The following is a 16,617-nucleotide window of genomic DNA, read 5'->3' as shown; positions in this document are numbered from 1 at the left end:
TGATAAATGTTTGCATTTAGAAGATGTGTTTTGTTTTGCCGAGCGGTTCGGCTTTTCGTGGAAATGCCTTGCCTGCCCGTTGCTGGAGGGTCGCCTCTGAGCAGATGGCAGCCGGCGCGGTCAGCCCGCCGCTGGACTGAGCCGCCAGCGGCAATCACGGATCAGGGTCTGTCCGGGCGCGAGGATTTCCAGCCCTTCTGCGCCACGATTGAGTGCGCCATTGGCGTGCGACACCGGCTCCACGGCGATGAAGCCCTGGACGGCCGGCGGGGTGTAGACGATCAGATGCTGCAGCCCCGGCCCAGCCTCGATCGCCAGGCTCAGCCGCTGCTCCGGCCAGCAGAGCTGGGCCTGGCCGTTCCAGCCGCTGAAATTGTTGTCCAGCCCGGGCTCGTCCACCGCGCGTAGCTGGCGGAAATCCCAGCTAGCCGGAATCGCCGCCTGGTGCAGCGGCAGCTGCTGCTCATCGGCCAGCCAAACCGTCGCGGCGGCGAACTGCAACTCGACACCGGCATGCCGAGGGAAGTACGGATGCCAGCCGAGTCCCGCCGGCATCGGCCGGCTGTCGCGGTTGTGCAGCCGTAGCTCCAGTGCCAGGCCGTCATCGAGAAGCTGCAGTCGCTGGCTGAGGTGAAAGGCGAACGGCCAGTCCGCGGTGTTCTCGCCCTCGCGCGGGTCATGCGACAGGCTGAGCAGCAGGTGATCGGCGCCCCGCTCGTCCAGCTGCCAGGCCCGCTTCCAGGCCACGCCATGAATCGGCAAGGCGTGATCGGCCGAGTTGCGTCGCAGTTGATGGGAGCTGCCGTCAAAGTCGAAGCGGCCATCGGCGACGCGGTTGGAATACGGCGCCAGCACGAAGCAGCCCGTGCGCCGTACCTGCTCGCTGCCATCCCAGGGCCGCAGCAGATCGAAGCCGTCGAAGGCGAAACGGGTGATCGCGCCGCCCAGCGCCGGGCAGACGGCGAGCTGAAAACCGCCACGGGTCAGGTGGAGTTCGTCGAACGAAGCCATGCGTCTTTCCAGAATGTGTGCCGCCACACCGCTAGGGCGCTTGTGGCGCCCCAGGTGCGGCGGCGATGGGTCATGCAATGCCGACGCAGGCTTATGGCCCGTGCCGTGTACGGACGCCAGCCGTACTCAGACCGGCGTCACCAACTGCCCCTCGGCGAGGAAGCGCTGCAGGTTGGCCAGCACCAGGTCCTCCATCGCACCGCGGGTTTCCCGGGTGGCGCTGCCGATGTGCGGCAGCAGGACCACGTTATCCATGCCCAGCAGCGCCTCGGGCGCCTGGGGTTCCTCGGCGAACACATCCAGCGCGGCGCCGCCGAGGCGGCCCGCCTGCAGTGCCTCGACCAGCGCCGGCTCGTCCACCACCGAACCGCGCGCGACGTTCACCAGCAGGCCGTCCGGGCCGAGCGCATCGAGCACTTCGCGGCTCACCAGACCGCGAGTCTGCGGGCCGCCAACGCAGGTCAGCAGCAGCACGTCGGCCCAGCGCGCCAACTCCACCAGGCTGCCGGCGTACTCGTAGGGGCAGTCGGCGAGCGGCCGGCGGTTGTGGTAACGCACGGGCATGCTGAAGCCCTCGGCGCGCTTGGCTACTGCGTGGCCGATGCGGCCGAGACCTAGAATGCCCAGCCGGCTGCCGGTGACCCGACGCGCCAGCGGCAGGTTGCCGCTGGGCCAGCCGCCGGCGCGGACGAAGCGATCGGCGCGGCTCAGCTGCCGGCGGCCGTCGATGATCAGGCCCATGGCGAGGTCGGCGACGCAGTCGTTGAGCACCTCCGGCGTGTTGCTGATGGCGATGCCGCGGGCCTGCGCCGCCGGCACGTCGATGGGATCGTAGCCGACGCCGAAACTGACGATGGCCTTGAGCGCCGGCAGCCGCGCCATCAGCTCGGCCGAGCAGCCGAAGCGCGAGCCTGTCACCACCACTTCGATCGCGTCGGCCAGCTCGTCCAGGCGCGCTGCGGTCTCGGCCTGCCACAGCGACAGGATGTCGTAGCGGCTGGCCAGTTCACGGTCGAGCCGCGCCGACAGCGGCGCGACCTGCAGCAGATAAGCCATGGTGTTCTCCTCGAAGCGTGCTCCGTAGACCGCGCCTGATGTCAGTTTCGCGGTGTTGAGTGTGCCAGCCCGATCCGGCCTTTGCGGCGCCCGTCAGGTGATGGGCGCCGGGTTGAACAGCACCAGGTCGTTATGCAGGCGGTGCTGCTCGGCCCAGGTCTTGCGGCGGCCGCTGGCGACGTCCAGGTAGTAGTGGAACAGCTCCCAGCCGAGCTCCTCGATGCTTGCGCGGCCACTGGCGATGCGCCCGGCATCGATGTCGATCAGGTCCGGCCAGCGCTCGGCCAGCTCGGTGCGCGTGGCAACCTTGACCACCGGCGCCATGGCCAGGCCGTAGGGCGTGCCGCGGCCGGTGGTGAACACGTGCAGGTTCATCCCGGCCGCCAGCTGCAGCGTGCCGCAAACGAAGTCGGATGCCGGGGTGGCGCAGAAGATCAGGCCCTTTCGCGCGACCCGCCCGCCCGGCCCGACCACGCCACTGATGGCGCCGCTGCCGGATTTGACGATCGAACCAAGGGATTTCTCGACGATATTCGACAGCCCGCCCTTCTTGTTGCCCGGCGTGGTGTTGGCGCTGCGGTCGGCGGCGCCGCGCTCCAGGTAGCGGTCGTACCAGTCCATCTCGGCGATCAGCGCATCGGCCACTTCCGGCGTTTCGGCGCGGGCGGTAAGCATGTACACCGCATCGCGCACCTCGGTGTTCTCGCTGAACATCACCGTGGCGCCGGCGCGCACCAGCAGGTCCGCCGCATAGCCCAGCGCCGGGTTGGCGGTGATGCCGGAGAAGGCGTCGCTGCCGCCGCACTGCATGCCGAGGATCAGCTCGCTGGCCGGCACCGTTTCGCGGCGGCGCTGGTCGAGTTTTTTCAGCCGCGTTTCGGCCAGCGCCATGATCTGCTCGATCATCTCGCCGAAACCGCTGTTCGATTCCTGCAGGCGGTACAGCCAGGGCTCGCGCAGGTCCACCGAGGGATCGCCCTCGTGCATCACCTGCTCGGCCTGCAGCTTCTCGCAGCCGAGGCTGATGACCAGCGCTTCGCCGCCGAGGTTGGGGTTGCGCGCCAGGTTGCGCACGGTGCGGATCGGGATGTAGGCGTCGCGGGCATTGATCGCCACGCCGCAGCCGTAGCTGTGGGTCAGCGCGACCACGTCATCGACGTTCGGGTATTTCGGCAACAGCTCGTCGCGGATGCGCTTGACCGCGTGTTCCAGCACGCCGGTGACGCATTGCACCGTGGTGCTGATGCCGAGGATGTTGCGCGTGCCGACCGTGCCATCGGAATTGCGAAAGCCTTCGAAGGTATAGCCGTCCAGCGGCGCGAGCTTGTCCGGCACGGCGGTGGCACGCGGCAGGCTTTCCAGCGGCGGCGCGCTGGGCATCTTCAACTGCGTTTCCTTTACCCAGCTACCGCAACGGATGGGTTCGAGCGCGTAACCGATGATCTGCCCATAACGGCGCACCGGCTCGCCTTCGCCGATATCGACCAGCGCGACCTTGTGGCTCTGCGGCACGGCCTCGACCGTGACCAGCCCGCCCTCGAACTGCGCACCGACCGGCACGCCGCCGTCATTGACCACCACGGCGACGTTGTCCGCCTCATTCAGGCGGATGCAGCGCGGGGAGTCCTGGTGGGGAATCAGTTGCACGGTTTCGCTCATGTCTGCTCCGGTTGGTCCGGTTGTTGTTCTGTTTGGCGATCACCGAGGATGCCATGCATGGCCGACCTCGGACGGTGAACGGCCGAAGCCGTCCACCGGGTGCTTCGCTCAGCGCACCATGCAGGGCTTCTTGTTGTTGAAGGTCCAGTCCGGGATCAGGTACTGCATGGCGATGGCGTCGTCGCGGGCGCCCAGGCCCTTCTCCTGGTAGTGGGCATGGGCCTGCTGCAGGGCATCCCAGTCGAGTTCGACACCCAGCCCCGGCTTCTGTGGCACCGCGACCTTGCCGCCGACGATCTTCAGCGGCTCGAGGGTCAGGTGCTGGCCGTCCTGCCAGATCCAGTGGGTGTCGATGGCGGTGACGCGGCCCGGTGCGGCGGCGGCGACGTGGGTGAACATCGCCAGCGAGATGTCGAAGTGGTTGTTCGAATGCGAGCCCCAGGTCAGACCGAAGTCGGCGCACATCTGCGCCACGCGCACGGAGCCGGCCATGGTCCAGAAGTGCGGGTCGGCCAGCGGAATGTCCACCGAGTTCAGCTGCACGGTGTGGCTCATCTGCCGCCAGTCGGTGGCGATCATGTTCGTCGCGGTGGGCAGGCCAGTAGCGCGGCGGAATTCAGCCATCACTTCGCGGCCGGAATAGCCGTTCTCGGCACCACAGGGGTCTTCGGCGTACGCCAGCACGCCGTGCAGGTCGCGACACAGGCCGATGGCTTCGTCCAGCGACCAGGCGCCGTTGGGGTCCAGCGTCACGCGGGCGTCGGGGAAGCGCGCGGCCAGGGCGCGGATGGCCTCGACCTCTTCTTCGCCGCGCAGCACGCCGCCCTTGAGCTTGAAGTCCTTGAAGCCGTAGCGCTCGTAGGCCGCCTCGGCCTGGCGGACGATGCTCTCCGGCGTCATGGCCTCCTCGTTGCGCAGGCGGAACCAGGCGTCATCGGCGCCGGATTCGTCGCGGTAGCCGAAGTCGGTCTTGTTGCGATCACCGATGAAGAACAGGTAGCCGAGCATTTCCACTTCATCGCGCTGCTGGCCGTCGCCGAGCAGTGCAGCGACGGGCACCTCAAGGTGCTGGCCGAGCAGGTCGAGCAGCGCCGACTCCAGTGCGGTGACGGCGTGAATGGCGATGCGCAGGTCGAAGGTCTGCAGGCCGCGGCCGCCAGAATCGCGGTCGGCGAAAGCGCGGCGCGCACGGTTGAGCAGGGCGTTGTATTGGCCGATGGGCTCGCCGACCAGCAGCACGCGGGCGTCTTCCAGCGTCTGGCGGATGGCTTCGCCGCCCGGCACTTCGCCGACGCCGACATGCCCGGCGCTGTCCTTGAGGATGAGGATGTTGCGGGTGAACCAGGGGCCGTGAGCGCCGCTGAGGTTCATCAGCATGCTGTCCTGCCCGGCGACGGGCACGACGGTGAGTTCGGTAATGCGGGGTGTGCCCGTTGCGGCAATGGTCATGGGTGTCCTCTGTTGTTCTTGTCGGGGATGCGGCGCCCGCGCGGGGCGCCGTTACGCAGTTTCGCAGCGTGGCCTTTCGACCGGCTTTCACCTCAGCCGATGTAGGTGGTCTTCACCGTGGTGTAGAACTCCTGGGCGTAGCGGCCCTGTTCGCGCGGGCCGTAGGACGAACCTTTGCGGCCGCCAAACGGCACGTGGTAATCCACCCCGGCGGTGGGCAGGTTGATCATCACCATGCCGGCCTGGGCGTGACGCTTGAAGTGATTGGCGTACTTCAGCGAGGTGGTGCAGATGCCGGCGGACAGGCCGAACTCGGTGTCGTTGGCCATCGCCAGCGCTTCATCGTAGTCCTTGACCTTCACCACGTTGGCCACCGGGCCGAAGATTTCCTCGCGGCTGATGCGCATGTTCGGGTCGCTGTCGACGAACAGCGTCGGCGCCAGGAAGTAGCCCTCGGTGCCACACTTCACCCGCTCGCCGCCGCAGGCCAGGCGTGCGCCTTCCTGTTTGCCGATCTCGATGTAGCGCAGGTCCTGCTCCAGCTGCGCCTCGGACACCACCGGGCCGACGTCAACGCCCTGCTCGAGCGCCGAACCAACCTTGATCTTCTTGATGCGCTCGACCATCGCTTCGACAAAACGGTCGTAGATGCCTTCGGTGACGATGATGCGGCTCGACGCCGTGCAGCGCTGGCCGGTCGAATAAAACGCGCTCTGGGTGCACAGCTCGACGGCAACGTTGAGGTCGGCATCGTCCAGCACGATCTGCGGGTTCTTGCCGCCCATCTCCAGCTGCACCTTGGCGCCACGCGCCACGCAGGTCTGGGCGATACCGCGACCGACACCCACCGAGCCGGTAAAGCTCACCGCATCGACATCCTTGGCATTGACGATGGCCTCGCCGACCTCACGGCCCTTGCCCATCACCAGGTTGAACACGCCGGCCGGGAAGCCCGCACGGGAGATGATCTCGGCGATGGCCCAGGCGCAGCCGGGAACCAGGTCGGCCGGCTTGATCACCACGCAATTGCCGAAGGCCAGCGCCGGAGCGATCTTCCAGGCCGGAATGGCAATCGGGAAGTTCCAGGGGGTGATCAGGCCGATCACGCCGAGCGGTTCGCGGGTCACTTCCACGCCGACACCGGGGCGCACCGACTGCAGCGTCTCGCCGGCCTGGCGCAGGCATTCGCCAGCGAAGTACTTGAAGATATTGCCGGCGCGGGCGACTTCACCAATGGCTTCCGGCAGGGTCTTGCCCTCTTCCCGCGCCAGCAGCGTGCCGAGTTCTTCGCGTCGGGCGAGGATTTCCAGGCCGACCTTTTCCAGCGCATCGGCGCGCGCCTGGATGCCAAAGGTGGCCCAGGCCGGGAAGGCGCGACGGGCGGCGGCGATGGCCTGCTCGACCTGTGCGGCATCGGCCTGGGCGTACTCGCCGATCACGTCAGAGAGGTCGGACGGGTTGGTGTTGGCCTGGTAGCGATCCGAGCCGACCCACTGGCCGTCGATGAAGTTGTCGTAGCGTTGTACGTCAGCCATGCAAAGTGTCCTCTGATGATGCCCGACGCGGCCGTTCGGCAGCGTAGCGCCGGGGCGATTCCGGAAAGGCTTACTGGGCGCCCTGCTTCTCGATCAGCACCGCCAGGCGCTCGTATTCGTCGGGCTTCAGCTCGGTCAGCGGCGCGCGCACCGGGCCGGCGTCGTAGCCGGAGATGCGTGCACCGGCCTTGACGATGCTGACCGCGTAGCCCTTGCAGCGGTTGCGGATGTCCAGGTACGGCAGGAAGAAATCGTCGATCAGCTTGCCGACAGTTTCGTGATCCTCGCGGGCAATGGCCTGGTAGAAGTCCATGGCGGTCTTCGGAATGAAGTTGAACACCGCCGAGGAATACACCGGCACGCCCAGCGCCTTGTAGGCGGCGGCATAGACTTCCGCGGTCGGCAGGCCGCCGAGGTAGCTGAAGCGCTCGCCGAGGCGGCGGCGGATCGACACCATCAACTCGATATCGCCGAGGCCGTCCTTGTAGCCGATCAGGTTCGGGCAGCGCTCGGCCAGCTGCTCCAGATGCGGCGCGGTCAGGCGGCAGACGTTGCGGTTGTAAACCACCACGCCGATGTTCACCGACTTGCAGACCTGCTCGACATGCAGCGCTACGCCTTCCTGGCTGGCTTCGGTGAGGTAGTGCGGCAGCAGCAGCAAACCCTTGGCACCGAGGCGCTCGGCTTCTTGCGCCATCTGGATGGCCAGGCGGGTCGGACCACCGACACCGGCAAGGATCGGCACCGTGCCGGCGCAGGTGTCGACGGCGGTCTTGATGATCTCGCTGTACTCGCGCGGCTCCAGCGAAAAGAACTCGCCGGTGCCACCAGCAGCGAACAGCGCCGAGGCACCGTAGGGGCCGAGCCATTCCAGACGCTTGATATAGCCGGCGCGATGGAAGTCGCCCTGCGCGTCGAAGTCAGTGACCGGGAACGACAGCAGGCCGGAAGAGAGGATGGCCTTCAATTCTTGTGGATTCATTATTCGAGCATCCTGAATGCATGTTGAGGAGGTACAAGGGCATCAGCCGTGAGATACGTTATCGTACAACTAAAAATAGTCCAACCGTTTTTTCTTCGCATTTTCTTCAGCGCTGAAAGCTGAATGAAAGCTTTCTGCCTTTCACTCCTCCCGCCAGGGCAAGCGGTGCGAAGTCTGCTGCTTAATGGCATAAGCAGTTGAGCAAACCCAGGCAAATGCACTGATTATTTCGTTTGACAGCTGACGTAGCGAACTGTAAAAAATCCTCCATAGTCGTACGACGACCTATGACCACAATAACAATAGCGAGGCCCCGGACATGTTCCGCAATTGCCCGTCCCCTGCGCAGCCGCCGGCTGCCGATACCACCATCCGCCGCACCACCCCAGCCAATTCTCACAGGGCGACTGTCCCGGCAGCTCGCTTCGCCTGCAGCGGAGGCCGTGCACAATGAGTCAGCCGTTCAGCGCGACACCCCATGTAAAGAGCATGCAGGTCATCCCCGTGGCCGGCCACGACAGCATGTTGCTCAACCTCTGCGGCGCCCATGCCCCCTACTTCACCCGCAATCTGGTGTTGCTCACCGACAATGCCGGCAACACCGGCATCGGCGAAGTACCCGGTGGCGAAGGCATCCGCCAGGCACTGGAGCGCTGCCGGGCGCTGGTCATCGGCCAGCCGATCGGCCTCTACAACCGCACGCTCAACAGCCTGCGCAGCGCCATCGCCAGCAACGCCGCCGGTACGCCGCAGGCAACCCGCCACGAGGTGACCTCCGAAGCCGAGGCGGCGGTACTCAAGCAGCCTCACGAGATCAACCTGCGCCTGGACAACGTGATCACCGCGGTAGAGGCCGCCCTGCTCGACCTGCTCGGCCAGCACCTCGACGTGCCGGTAGCCGAGCTGCTCGGCAGCGGTCAGCAGCGCGACGCGGTGCCGATGCTCGCCTACCTCTTCTATATAGGTGATCGCCAGCGCACCGACCTGCCCTATCTGGCCAGCACTGGCGAGGACTGGTACCACCTGCGCCATCAGCAGGCGCTGACCCCGGACGCCATCGCCCGCCTGGCCGAGGCCGCGCGTGCGCGCTACGGCTTCGCCGACTTCAAGCTCAAGGGCGGCGTGATGCGCGGGGAGGAGGAGATGCAGGCGATCGCCGCGATCAAGGCGCGCTTCCCCGATGCCCGCGTGACGCTGGACCCCAACGGCGCCTGGTCGCTGGACGAAGCCATCGCCCTGTGCAAGGGCCAGGGCCACCTGCTCGCCTACGCCGAAGACCCCTGCGGCCCGGAAAATGGCTACTCCGGCCGCGAGATCATGGCCGAGTTCAAGCGCGCCACCGGCATTCCCACTGCCACCAACATGGTTGCCACCGACTGGCGGCAGATGGGCCACTCGCTGCGCCTGGAGGCAGTCGACATCCCGCTGGCCGACCCGCACTTCTGGACCATGCAGGGCTCGGTGCGCCTGGCGCAGATGTGCGAGCAGTTCGGCCTGACCTGGGGCTCGCATTCGAACAACCATTTCGACGTCTCGCTGGCCATGTTCACCCACGCCGCAGCCGCCGCGCCGGGACGCATTACCGCCATCGACACCCACTGGATCTGGCAGGAAGGCCAGGAGCGCCTGACCCGCGAGCCACTGCAGATCGTCGACGGCCAGGTGCGCGTGCCCGAGCGCCCGGGCCTGGGTATCGAGCCGGACATGGACCGGATCATGGCCGCCCACGAGCTGTACAAGAAGGTCGCCAGCGGCTCGCGCGACGACGCCATGGCGATGCGTTACCTGGTGCCTGGCTGGACCTACGACCCGAAGAAACCCAGCCTCGGCCGCAATACCTGAACCCGCAGCCCAAACCCGGAGAACTCCAATGAAAACAATATTCCGCGCCTCCCTGCTTTCCGCCCTCGTCGGCATCGCCGGTCTCGCTGCCGCCTCCACCACGATGGCCGCCGATGTGAAATGGCCGACCCGCCCCGTGCAGGTGGTGGTGATCGCCAACCCCGGCGGCGACACCGACTTCAACGCCCGCACCATGGCCAAGTACTTCAACCAGATCACCGGCAAGAGCATGGTGGTGACCAATATCGCCGGCGGCGGCGGCACCCTGGCCGCCGAGCAGGTCAAGGGCGCCGCAGCCGATGGCAACACCATCCTCTTCACCCACCCCGGCCAGCTGATCGTCAACGAGGTCGCCGGCCTCACCGAGGACAGCTACGAAACCTTCGACGTCTCGTGCATCGCCGGCGTCGACAAGAGCACGGTGTTCGTCGCCTCCAAGCAGTCCGGCGTGACCAGCATGCAGGACCTGATCGACAAGTCGAAGGCCAAGCCAGGCAGCGTCACCTACGGCACCGAGATGGGCAGCTTCTCCCACGTGCAGGGGCTGATGCTGGAGAAGCTGACCGACACCAAGCTGAAGATGGTTGACGGCGGCACCGTTTCCGACCGCGTGGTGGGCATGCTCGGCGCCCGCCTGGACCTCGGCGCGATCACCTACGGCTCGGTGCAGGACTACGTCAGCGGCGGGCAGATGGTCGCCCTCGGCCAGCCCAACGACGAGCGCAACCCGCTGCTCGGCGACGTGCCGACACTCAAGGAGCAGGGCCTGGATATCACCATGGACAAGCCCTACGTGGTCGCTTTCCCGAAAGGCACCGACCCGGCGATCGTGAAGAAGATGGCCGACCTGATGAAGCAGATCACCGAGATCCCCGAGTACGCCGAGGACCTGAAGAAGTTCAAGCAGCCGGTGGCCTACTACGGCACCGAGGAAGCCAAGCAAATCCTGGCCAAGACCCGCGAGGACTTCATGCAATTCAAGGACGAGCTGCGCACGGCCAAGAAATAAACCCGACGCAGCGCCAGCCGGCTGAACGGACCGGCTGGCCGCTCCTCTTCGCGTACGGAGGTTTGCCATGACCACTGCGAACAAGAAAGAACTGACCATCGGTGTAGCCATGCTCGGCGCCAGCGTGGCCTATCTGGTGATGGCCTCTCGTGTACCTGGCCACGAAGGCATCGATGCCGCCACCGTGCCCTTTCTGCTGGCCGTCCTGCTCTGTCTGCTGGGCCTGCTGCAGACCCTGAGCGCTTTCACCCGCCATGCGCGGGCTGACGTAGGCACCAGCGATACGCCAGACGAGCCCAAGGCAACGGTCACCGAGCCGCTGACCGTACTCAAGACACTGGGCCTGATCCTGCTCTACGTCGTGCTGCTGGGACCGGTGGGCTTTCCCATCATGACCACGCTCTACCTGTACCTGCAGTTCATCGTGCTGACCCCGGTGGAGCGCAAGATCCGCCACCTGCCCTATGCGGGCATCGCGCTTGTCACGTCCATCGTCATCTATCTGCTGTTCCGCGAGGCCTTCGATCTGTTGCTGCCCGCTGGCCTGCTGAATTTCCTCTGAGGAATCGACCATGCTCGAATTACTGCAGCAAGGCTTCGGTGCCGTCTTCTCGCTCAACATCCTGCTGCTGATGCTCGGCGGCGTCGCGGTCGGCATCGTCTTCGGCGCCGTACCCGGCCTGTCGGCGACGATGGCAGTGGCGCTGTGCTTGCCACTGACCTTCACCATGGGGCCGCAAGCTGGCCTGTCGCTGCTCGTCGCGCTGTTCATCGGCGCTACGTCCGGCGGGCTGATCTCAGCGATTCTGCTGAAGATCCCCGGTACGCCATCGTCCATCGCCACTGTGTTCGACGGCGGCCCGCTGATGGAGCAGGGCATGGGCGTGAAGGCGCTCGGCGTCGGCATCGTGTTCTCCTTTCTCGGCACCATCTTCAGCATCATCGCGCTGATGTTCATCGCCCCGCAGCTGGCCAAGGTGGCGCTGAGCTTTGGCCCGCACGAATACTTCGCCATCGCGGTGTTCTCGCTGACGTTGATCGCCACCCTGTCGGCCGGCTCGATGGTCAAGGGCCTGTTTGCCGGCACCCTCGGCATCGCCGTATCCACCGTCGGCATCGCCCCGGTGGAGGCGGTGCGCCGCTTCACCTTCGGCGTCAGCGAGCTGAACGGCGGCTTCTCCATGCTCACGGTGATGATCGGCATGTTCGCCGTGGCCGAGGTCATCAAGCTCGCCGAAACCGGCCGGCATGCCGTGCGCAACAAGGCCGGTTCAGTGAGCATGAAGCAGATCAAAGGCTTCGGCTTTTCGCTCAAGGAGTTCCGCCAGGAGCTGCCCAACGCGACCCGTTCCGGCCTGATCGGCCTGGCGGTGGGCATCCTGCCGGGGATCGGTGCCGGCACCTCCAACCTGCTCTCCTACATCGTCGCGAAGAAGCGCGCCAAGCAGCCGGAAACCTACGGCAAGGGCAACATCGGTGGCGTGGTCGCCAGCGAGACCGCGAACAACGCCGGCATCGGTGGCGCCATGATGCCGCTGATGACCCTGGGCATTCCCGGCGACACCACCACGGCGATCCTGCTCGGCGGCTTCCTGATCCACGGCATCCAACCCGGCCCGCTGCTGTTCATCAGCCAGGGCCCGCTGGTCTACACCATCTTCGCCGCGCTGCTGGTGGCCTCGGTGATGATGCTGTTCATGGAGTTCTACGGCCTGCGCCTGTTCATCAAGCTGCTCGACGTGCCCAAACACATCCTGCTGCCGATCATCCTGGTGCTCTGTGTGGTCGGTGCCTTCGGCCTCTCCAGCCGACTGTTCGATGTCTGGTCGATCCTGCTGTTCGGTGTGCTCGGCTACGGATTCGTCAAGGCAGGCATGCCCGTCGCGCCCTTCATAATCGGCTTTATCCTCGGGCCGATGGCGGAGACCAACCTGCGCCGCGGGCTGATGCTCTCCGATGGCAACTTTGCATCCTTCTTCACCAACCCCATCGCCGCGACTTTCCTCGGGCTGGCCCTGGCCTTCGTGCTCTGGCAGCTGTACAGCGCGATGCGGCCACGGAGCGGCGTGCTCGGTCAGGCGCTACGCACCTGAACCTGCGCCCCTCTGCGCGAGCAGAGGGGCTGCCGTCACGGCTTGGTGCCGAACGTCTCGCTTGCCAGCGTCCAACCCGCCACCTGCTCACTGAGGCTAAGCCCCAGCCCGGCCCGAGTCGGCACCTGCATGCAGCCATCGCGGATCTCGAGCCGCTCCCGGAATAGCGGCTCCAGCCACTCGAAATGCTCGACCCACGTGGCATGTTCGTAGGCCGCAGCGAGGTGGATATGCAATTCCATGACGAAATGCGGCGCCATCACGATTCCACGTCGCCGCGCCGCCTCGGCCACCTGCAGGAACGGCGTGATGCCACCGATGCGCGGCGCATCATGCATGATCACGTCCACCGCCCCGCGCTCGATGAAGGCACAGGCTTCGGCCGCGCTGCCGAGCATCTCGCCAGTGCCAACCGGGGTGATCAGCTGTGCAGCCAGGGCGGCGTGGCCTTCCAGATCGTGGGCGTCCAGCGGCTCCTCGATCCAGGTCAGCTCGAACTCCTCCAGCGCCCTGCCCATGCGTGCCGCGGTGGTGCGATCCCATTGCTGGTTGACGTCAACCATCAGCGCCACCCCGTCACCGAAGTGCTTGCGCAACGCCTCGACCCGGCGCAGGTCGGCGTGCCGATCGGGCTGGCCGACCTTCAGCTTGATCCCGCCAATGCCTCGCGCCCTAGACGCCTCGGCCTTTTCGATGACCTCCTCGATGGGCGCCTGCAGGTAGCCGCCGGAGGTGTTGTAGCAAGGCACCGCGTCGCGGTGGGCGCCGAGCAGCTTGGCCAGCGGCAATCCGGCGCGGCGCGCCTTGAGGTCCCACAGCGCGGTATCGAAGGCAGCGATGCTCTGCACCGCCAGGCCGCCGCGCCCGATCGAGGCGCTGGCCCAGCTCAATCGGCTCCACAGGCGGGCGATGTCGTTGGGATCCTCGCCCAGCAGCAACGGCGCTAGCTCCCGCGCATGGGCATATTGCGCCGGCCCGCCGCTGCGCAGGCTGTAGCTGAAGCCCAGCCCCTTATGACCCTGCTGCGACTGCAGTTCAACGAACAACAGGCTGACCGACGCCAGCGGCAGCTGCCGCCCGGTGAGTACCTTGGCGTCGCTGACCGGCCGCTGCAGCGGCAGCTCCACCGCACGCAGGCCGATCCAGCTGATGCGGTCAGCTTCATAGAGGTCGCTCATTCGTGCACCGCCTCGCCAGTCAGGGGATGCGCTGGATAATCCGCCGGCTGATTGATACGGTCCAATTCATTAACGCTTTCGATTGATACTAGGAACGGATCAATGTTCGAACTCGCCCAACTGCGCTGCTTTACCACCCTGGCCAGCGAACTGAATTTCCGTCGCGCGGCCGAGCGCCTGAACATGACGCAGCCGCCGCTGAGCCGGCAGATCCAGCTACTGGAGCATCAGCTCGGCGTCGCGCTGTTCACCCGCAGCACGCGCTCGGTAGCACTCACCGCTGCCGGTCGCGCCTTCTTCGTCGAGGCCCAGGCCCTGCTCGACCAGGCCCACCGCGCCGCACAAGGTGCGCGCCTGGCCGCACTGGGCGAGAGCGGCTCGCTGACCATCAGCTTCGTTGCCAGCGCGGTCTACGACTTCCTGCCGCGCGCCATCACCCAAGTGCGCCGGGAACGGCCAGGTGTGGCCATCAACCTGCTGGAGACCACCACCTTCGAACAACTGCAGGCTCTGCGCGCGCGTCGGGTCGACTTGGCGGTGGTGCGCGAGCCGTTGCGGCAGCCGGGACTGGTCAGTGAATGCCTGCTGCGCGAGCCCTTTGTGCTGGCCACGCCGGCCGACCACCCGCTGGCGCAGCATCCGGCGCCGATGCTGGAAATGCTCCACGGCGAGCCGTTCATCCTCTATGCCCATGGCGCCTGGCAGCCGTTCAACGAGCTGCACACCGGGCTGTTCCGCGCCAGCGGTATCCAGCCCGAATTCGTGCAGTCACTCGGCTCGACGCTGACCATCCTCTCGCTGGTCAACGCTGGCCTCGGCCTGGCGCTGGTGCCGCGCGGGGCCAGCGCGATCCGCTTCCAGCAGGTACGCTTTCGCGAACTGCCGCTGCCGGCGGGCATCTGCGCCGAGCTGCATCTGGCCTGGCGCGACGACAACGACAACCCGGCGCTGGAAGCGGCGCGCGATGCCGTACGCCAAGCGGCCGGCGATATTGCCCGGGACCTGCCACCGCTCTAGCGGACCTGGTCGCATCGCAACCCCATATCGCTTCTCCTGCCTGCGCTGGCCCGCCCGTCGCCGCCGGCACCGCTCCGGCCGATCGCCCGCGGGTTCGCCCCAAACACTCGGTCGAGTCATGCGAGTGCCGCGACGTGCCACCCGGCTCGGATGGCCGGGCGGTTGGCGGCGCATGTGGCTCGCCGGCTTGCTCGGCCACTTACTGCGCTTACGTATCCATGACTTCATCAATACACAGATCAGCCTCTACGCTGAGCCGCAGCAAATCGCGCAAATCTGTACCGGCCGATCGGTGCGCAACTGAACTGTTCCGCTGGTCGAACAGGTCCTAATCTGGCTGACCGGGCATTGGACGGGCATCGCCGCCAGCACGCCGTGCTCAACCTGAGGATTTTTGGCATGCACGACGCAGAGATCGATCTGCATCATTTCGACCGGCGCATGGTCTGGGCCGGTTTTCGCCAGCTCGCGCCGATTTCCATCTTCGTCACCCTGTTCGGTGCCGCCTTCGGCCTCGCCGCGGTGCAGACCGGGCTGGACGATACGGTGATCCTGGCGATGAGCGCGCTGGTGTTCGCCGGCGCCTCGCAGTTCGCCGCGCTGGAGCTGTGGGGCACGCAGGTGCCGCTGTTCACCCTGATGCTCACGGTATTCGCCATCAACGCCCGGCACCTGCTGATGGGCGCCACGCTCTACCCCTGGTTGCGCCAGCTGCCGACGCGCCGACGCTACGGAGTGATGCTGATCGCCTCGGATGCCAACTGGGCGATGGCCATGCAGGCCTTCAACCGCAACCGTCCGGGCTTTGGCCTGCTGTTCGGTGGCGGCCTGGCGCTGTGGTCGTTCTGGGTGGTGGGCAGTTGGCTGGGCATCCATTTCGGCAGTGCGGTCAGCGATCCGAAGCGCCTGGGGCTGGACATGGTGATGGGCTGCTTCCTGCTGGCCATGGTGGTGGGCGGCGAAAAGAACCTGCGCATGCTGGCGATCTGGGGTATTGCCGCCGGCGCCTCGCTGCTCGCCTTCCGTTACCTGCCGGAGAACAGCCATGTGGTGGTCGGCGCCCTCGCTGGCGGCCTGGCCGGTGTGCTGTGGAAGGAGAAGATGCGTGAATCTTGATGCGACGGGCGCAGGCGCGCTGATCCTGGTGCTGGTCATGGCACTGGTGACCCTGGCGACGCGCTGGGGCGGCGTCTTCGTCATGGCCTTCGTGCCCATCGGCGACCGCGTCCGCCAGTTCATCACCGCCATGTCCGGCTCGGTGCTGGTGGCGATAATCGCGCCGATGGCCTGGCAGGGCGACAGCGGCGCGCGGCTGGCACTGCTGGCCACAGCGGTGACCATGCTGGTAGTGAAGAAGCCGCTGCCGGCGATTGCCGCCGGTATCCTCGCCGCGGCGCTGACCAGGCAATTCTGAGCAGTGGCGGCTGATCGCAGCCGCTCCAGCCGGATCACCCCCTGCATGCAGCCATAACGGGGGCGCACCAGCAGCGCCTCGACATCGAGCGGTCGCGCACCGCCCTCGTTGCGCAACGCTCTTTTCGGATAGTCATCATACAACTAATAGAAAACTGAAGACGGTGCCACGGCTTTATCAGTCTGGGGCGCCGCTTCTCTGCAGCCCTCTGTCGCCGCGCTTTAGCTTGACCAGCTCCCTGCAAGCGGCGCTGACAAGCGATATATCTCATCAAATACGACTTTAAGCCTGTTGACATTGATGCGGGCAAATGTTGATATTTAGCGCATGTCATATGACAACAGATGACTCCAAGAACAATAACGACAGGCA

The 16,617-nt window shown here is 66.1% G+C and carries 14 protein-coding genes; 7 read left to right on the top strand and 7 right to left on the bottom strand.

The features are described 5' to 3' along the window. Positions 1 to 120: 120 nt before the first annotated feature. The 6 genes from PSEST_RS01880 to kdgD all read right to left on the bottom strand — a co-directional run bounded on the left by PSEST_RS01880 (position 121) and on the right by kdgD (position 7,692). A complete protein-coding gene (locus PSEST_RS01880) occupies positions 121 to 1,011 on the bottom strand; it encodes an aldose 1-epimerase (protein ID WP_015275383.1) in 891 nt (296 codons plus the stop codon). 126 nt (positions 1,012 to 1,137) lie between these two features. After that, positions 1,138 to 2,067 carry a 2-hydroxyacid dehydrogenase gene (locus PSEST_RS01875; protein WP_015275382.1) on the bottom strand — a complete coding sequence of 310 codons (930 nt, stop codon included), beginning with the start codon at positions 2,065 to 2,067 and terminating at the stop codon, positions 1,138 to 1,140. Between the two features lie 93 nt (positions 2,068 to 2,160). Continuing rightward, complete coding sequence (gene garD, locus PSEST_RS01870; RefSeq protein ID WP_041756867.1) at positions 2,161 to 3,714, bottom strand: galactarate dehydratase; 1,554 nt, start codon at positions 3,712 to 3,714, stop codon at positions 2,161 to 2,163. A gap of 120 nt (positions 3,715 to 3,834) precedes the next feature. Beyond that, positions 3,835 to 5,175 (bottom strand): glucarate dehydratase, encoded by a 1,341-nt coding sequence (gene gudD, locus PSEST_RS01865; protein WP_015275380.1) that lies wholly within the window; start codon positions 5,173 to 5,175, stop codon positions 3,835 to 3,837. 92 nt (positions 5,176 to 5,267) lie between these two features. Next, on the bottom strand, positions 5,268 to 6,710 hold the full coding sequence (locus PSEST_RS01860; RefSeq protein WP_015275379.1) for an aldehyde dehydrogenase family protein: 1,443 nt from the start codon (positions 6,708 to 6,710) through the stop codon (positions 5,268 to 5,270). A gap of 70 nt (positions 6,711 to 6,780) precedes the next feature. Next, positions 6,781 to 7,692 carry a 5-dehydro-4-deoxyglucarate dehydratase gene (gene kdgD, locus PSEST_RS01855; protein ID WP_015275378.1) on the bottom strand — a complete coding sequence of 304 codons (912 nt, stop codon included), beginning with the start codon at positions 7,690 to 7,692 and terminating at the stop codon, positions 6,781 to 6,783. Between the two features lie 450 nt (positions 7,693 to 8,142). Here kdgD and PSEST_RS01850 point away from each other — a divergent pair, with 450 nt between their 5' ends. The 4 genes from PSEST_RS01850 (at position 8,143) to PSEST_RS01835 (ending at position 12,636) form a co-directional block, all read left to right on the top strand. Further along, entirely contained in the window at positions 8,143 to 9,534 is a 1,392-nt protein-coding gene (locus PSEST_RS01850) for an enolase C-terminal domain-like protein (RefSeq protein ID WP_015275377.1), read from the top strand. A gap of 28 nt (positions 9,535 to 9,562) precedes the next feature. Beyond that, a complete protein-coding gene (locus tag PSEST_RS01845; RefSeq protein ID WP_015275376.1) occupies positions 9,563 to 10,543 on the top strand; it encodes a tripartite tricarboxylate transporter substrate binding protein in 981 nt (326 codons plus the stop codon). A gap of 67 nt (positions 10,544 to 10,610) precedes the next feature. Then, positions 10,611 to 11,105 (top strand): tripartite tricarboxylate transporter TctB family protein, encoded by a 495-nt coding sequence (locus PSEST_RS01840; RefSeq protein WP_015275375.1) that lies wholly within the window; start codon positions 10,611 to 10,613, stop codon positions 11,103 to 11,105. A 10-nt stretch (positions 11,106 to 11,115) separates the two neighbouring features. Then, the gene (locus tag PSEST_RS01835; RefSeq protein ID WP_015275374.1) at positions 11,116 to 12,636 is read left to right on the top strand and encodes a tripartite tricarboxylate transporter permease; all 1,521 of its coding nucleotides are present in this window, start codon (positions 11,116 to 11,118) and stop codon (positions 12,634 to 12,636) included. Positions 12,637 to 12,671: 35 nt separating this feature from the next. Here the strand turns inward: PSEST_RS01835 and PSEST_RS01830 are convergent, their stop codons facing one another. After that, positions 12,672 to 13,814: an L-talarate/galactarate dehydratase gene (locus PSEST_RS01830; protein ID WP_015275373.1), complete on the bottom strand. Its 1,143-nt coding sequence runs from the start codon at positions 13,812 to 13,814 to the stop codon at positions 12,672 to 12,674. 102 nt (positions 13,815 to 13,916) lie between these two features. On the opposite strand from PSEST_RS01830, the gene PSEST_RS01825 reads away from it, so the two are divergent. From PSEST_RS01825 to PSEST_RS01815, 3 genes are all read left to right on the top strand, one after another. Beyond that, positions 13,917 to 14,831 carry a LysR family transcriptional regulator gene (locus PSEST_RS01825; RefSeq protein ID WP_015275372.1) on the top strand — a complete coding sequence of 305 codons (915 nt, stop codon included), beginning with the start codon at positions 13,917 to 13,919 and terminating at the stop codon, positions 14,829 to 14,831. Positions 14,832 to 15,230: 399 nt separating this feature from the next. Next, the gene (locus PSEST_RS01820) at positions 15,231 to 15,947 is read left to right on the top strand and encodes an AzlC family ABC transporter permease (protein WP_015275371.1); all 717 of its coding nucleotides are present in this window, start codon (positions 15,231 to 15,233) and stop codon (positions 15,945 to 15,947) included. Then, positions 15,937 to 16,245 carry an AzlD family protein gene (locus PSEST_RS01815; RefSeq protein WP_015275370.1) on the top strand — a complete coding sequence of 103 codons (309 nt, stop codon included), beginning with the start codon at positions 15,937 to 15,939 and terminating at the stop codon, positions 16,243 to 16,245. Before PSEST_RS01820 ends, PSEST_RS01815 begins: the two co-directional genes overlap by 11 nt. Positions 16,246 to 16,617 lie beyond the last annotated feature (372 nt).

The organism is Stutzerimonas stutzeri RCH2, from assembly GCF_000327065.1.
Classification (GTDB): Bacteria; Pseudomonadota; Gammaproteobacteria; order Pseudomonadales; family Pseudomonadaceae; genus Stutzerimonas; species Stutzerimonas stutzeri_AE.
Note: the sequence above shows the minus strand (reverse complement) of the source record. Positions and strands in the feature narration are given on the sequence as shown.

Bases quoted from the DNA above. Each gene is read 5' to 3' on its own strand.
- PSEST_RS01880 (WP_015275383.1), bottom strand. From the start codon at position 1,011: ATGGCTTCGTTCGACGAACTCCACCTGACCCGTGGCGGTTTTCAGCTC.
- PSEST_RS01875 (WP_015275382.1), bottom strand. From the start codon at position 2,067: ATGGCTTATCTGCTGCAGGTCGCGCCGCTGTCGGCGCGGCTCGACCGT.
- gudD (WP_015275380.1), bottom strand. From the start codon at position 5,175: ATGACCATTGCCGCAACGGGCACACCCCGCATTACCGAACTCACCGTC.
- PSEST_RS01860 (WP_015275379.1), bottom strand. From the start codon at position 6,710: ATGGCTGACGTACAACGCTACGACAACTTCATCGACGGCCAGTGGGTC.
- kdgD (WP_015275378.1), bottom strand. From the start codon at position 7,692: ATGAATCCACAAGAATTGAAGGCCATCCTCTCTTCCGGCCTGCTGTCG.
- PSEST_RS01850 (WP_015275377.1), top strand. From the start codon at position 8,143: ATGAGTCAGCCGTTCAGCGCGACACCCCATGTAAAGAGCATGCAGGTC.
- PSEST_RS01845 (WP_015275376.1), top strand. From the start codon at position 9,563: ATGAAAACAATATTCCGCGCCTCCCTGCTTTCCGCCCTCGTCGGCATC.
- PSEST_RS01840 (WP_015275375.1), top strand. From the start codon at position 10,611: ATGACCACTGCGAACAAGAAAGAACTGACCATCGGTGTAGCCATGCTC.
- PSEST_RS01835 (WP_015275374.1), top strand. From the start codon at position 11,116: ATGCTCGAATTACTGCAGCAAGGCTTCGGTGCCGTCTTCTCGCTCAAC.
- PSEST_RS01830 (WP_015275373.1), bottom strand. From the start codon at position 13,814: ATGAGCGACCTCTATGAAGCTGACCGCATCAGCTGGATCGGCCTGCGT.
- PSEST_RS01825 (WP_015275372.1), top strand. From the start codon at position 13,917: ATGTTCGAACTCGCCCAACTGCGCTGCTTTACCACCCTGGCCAGCGAA.
- PSEST_RS01820 (WP_015275371.1), top strand. From the start codon at position 15,231: ATGCACGACGCAGAGATCGATCTGCATCATTTCGACCGGCGCATGGTC.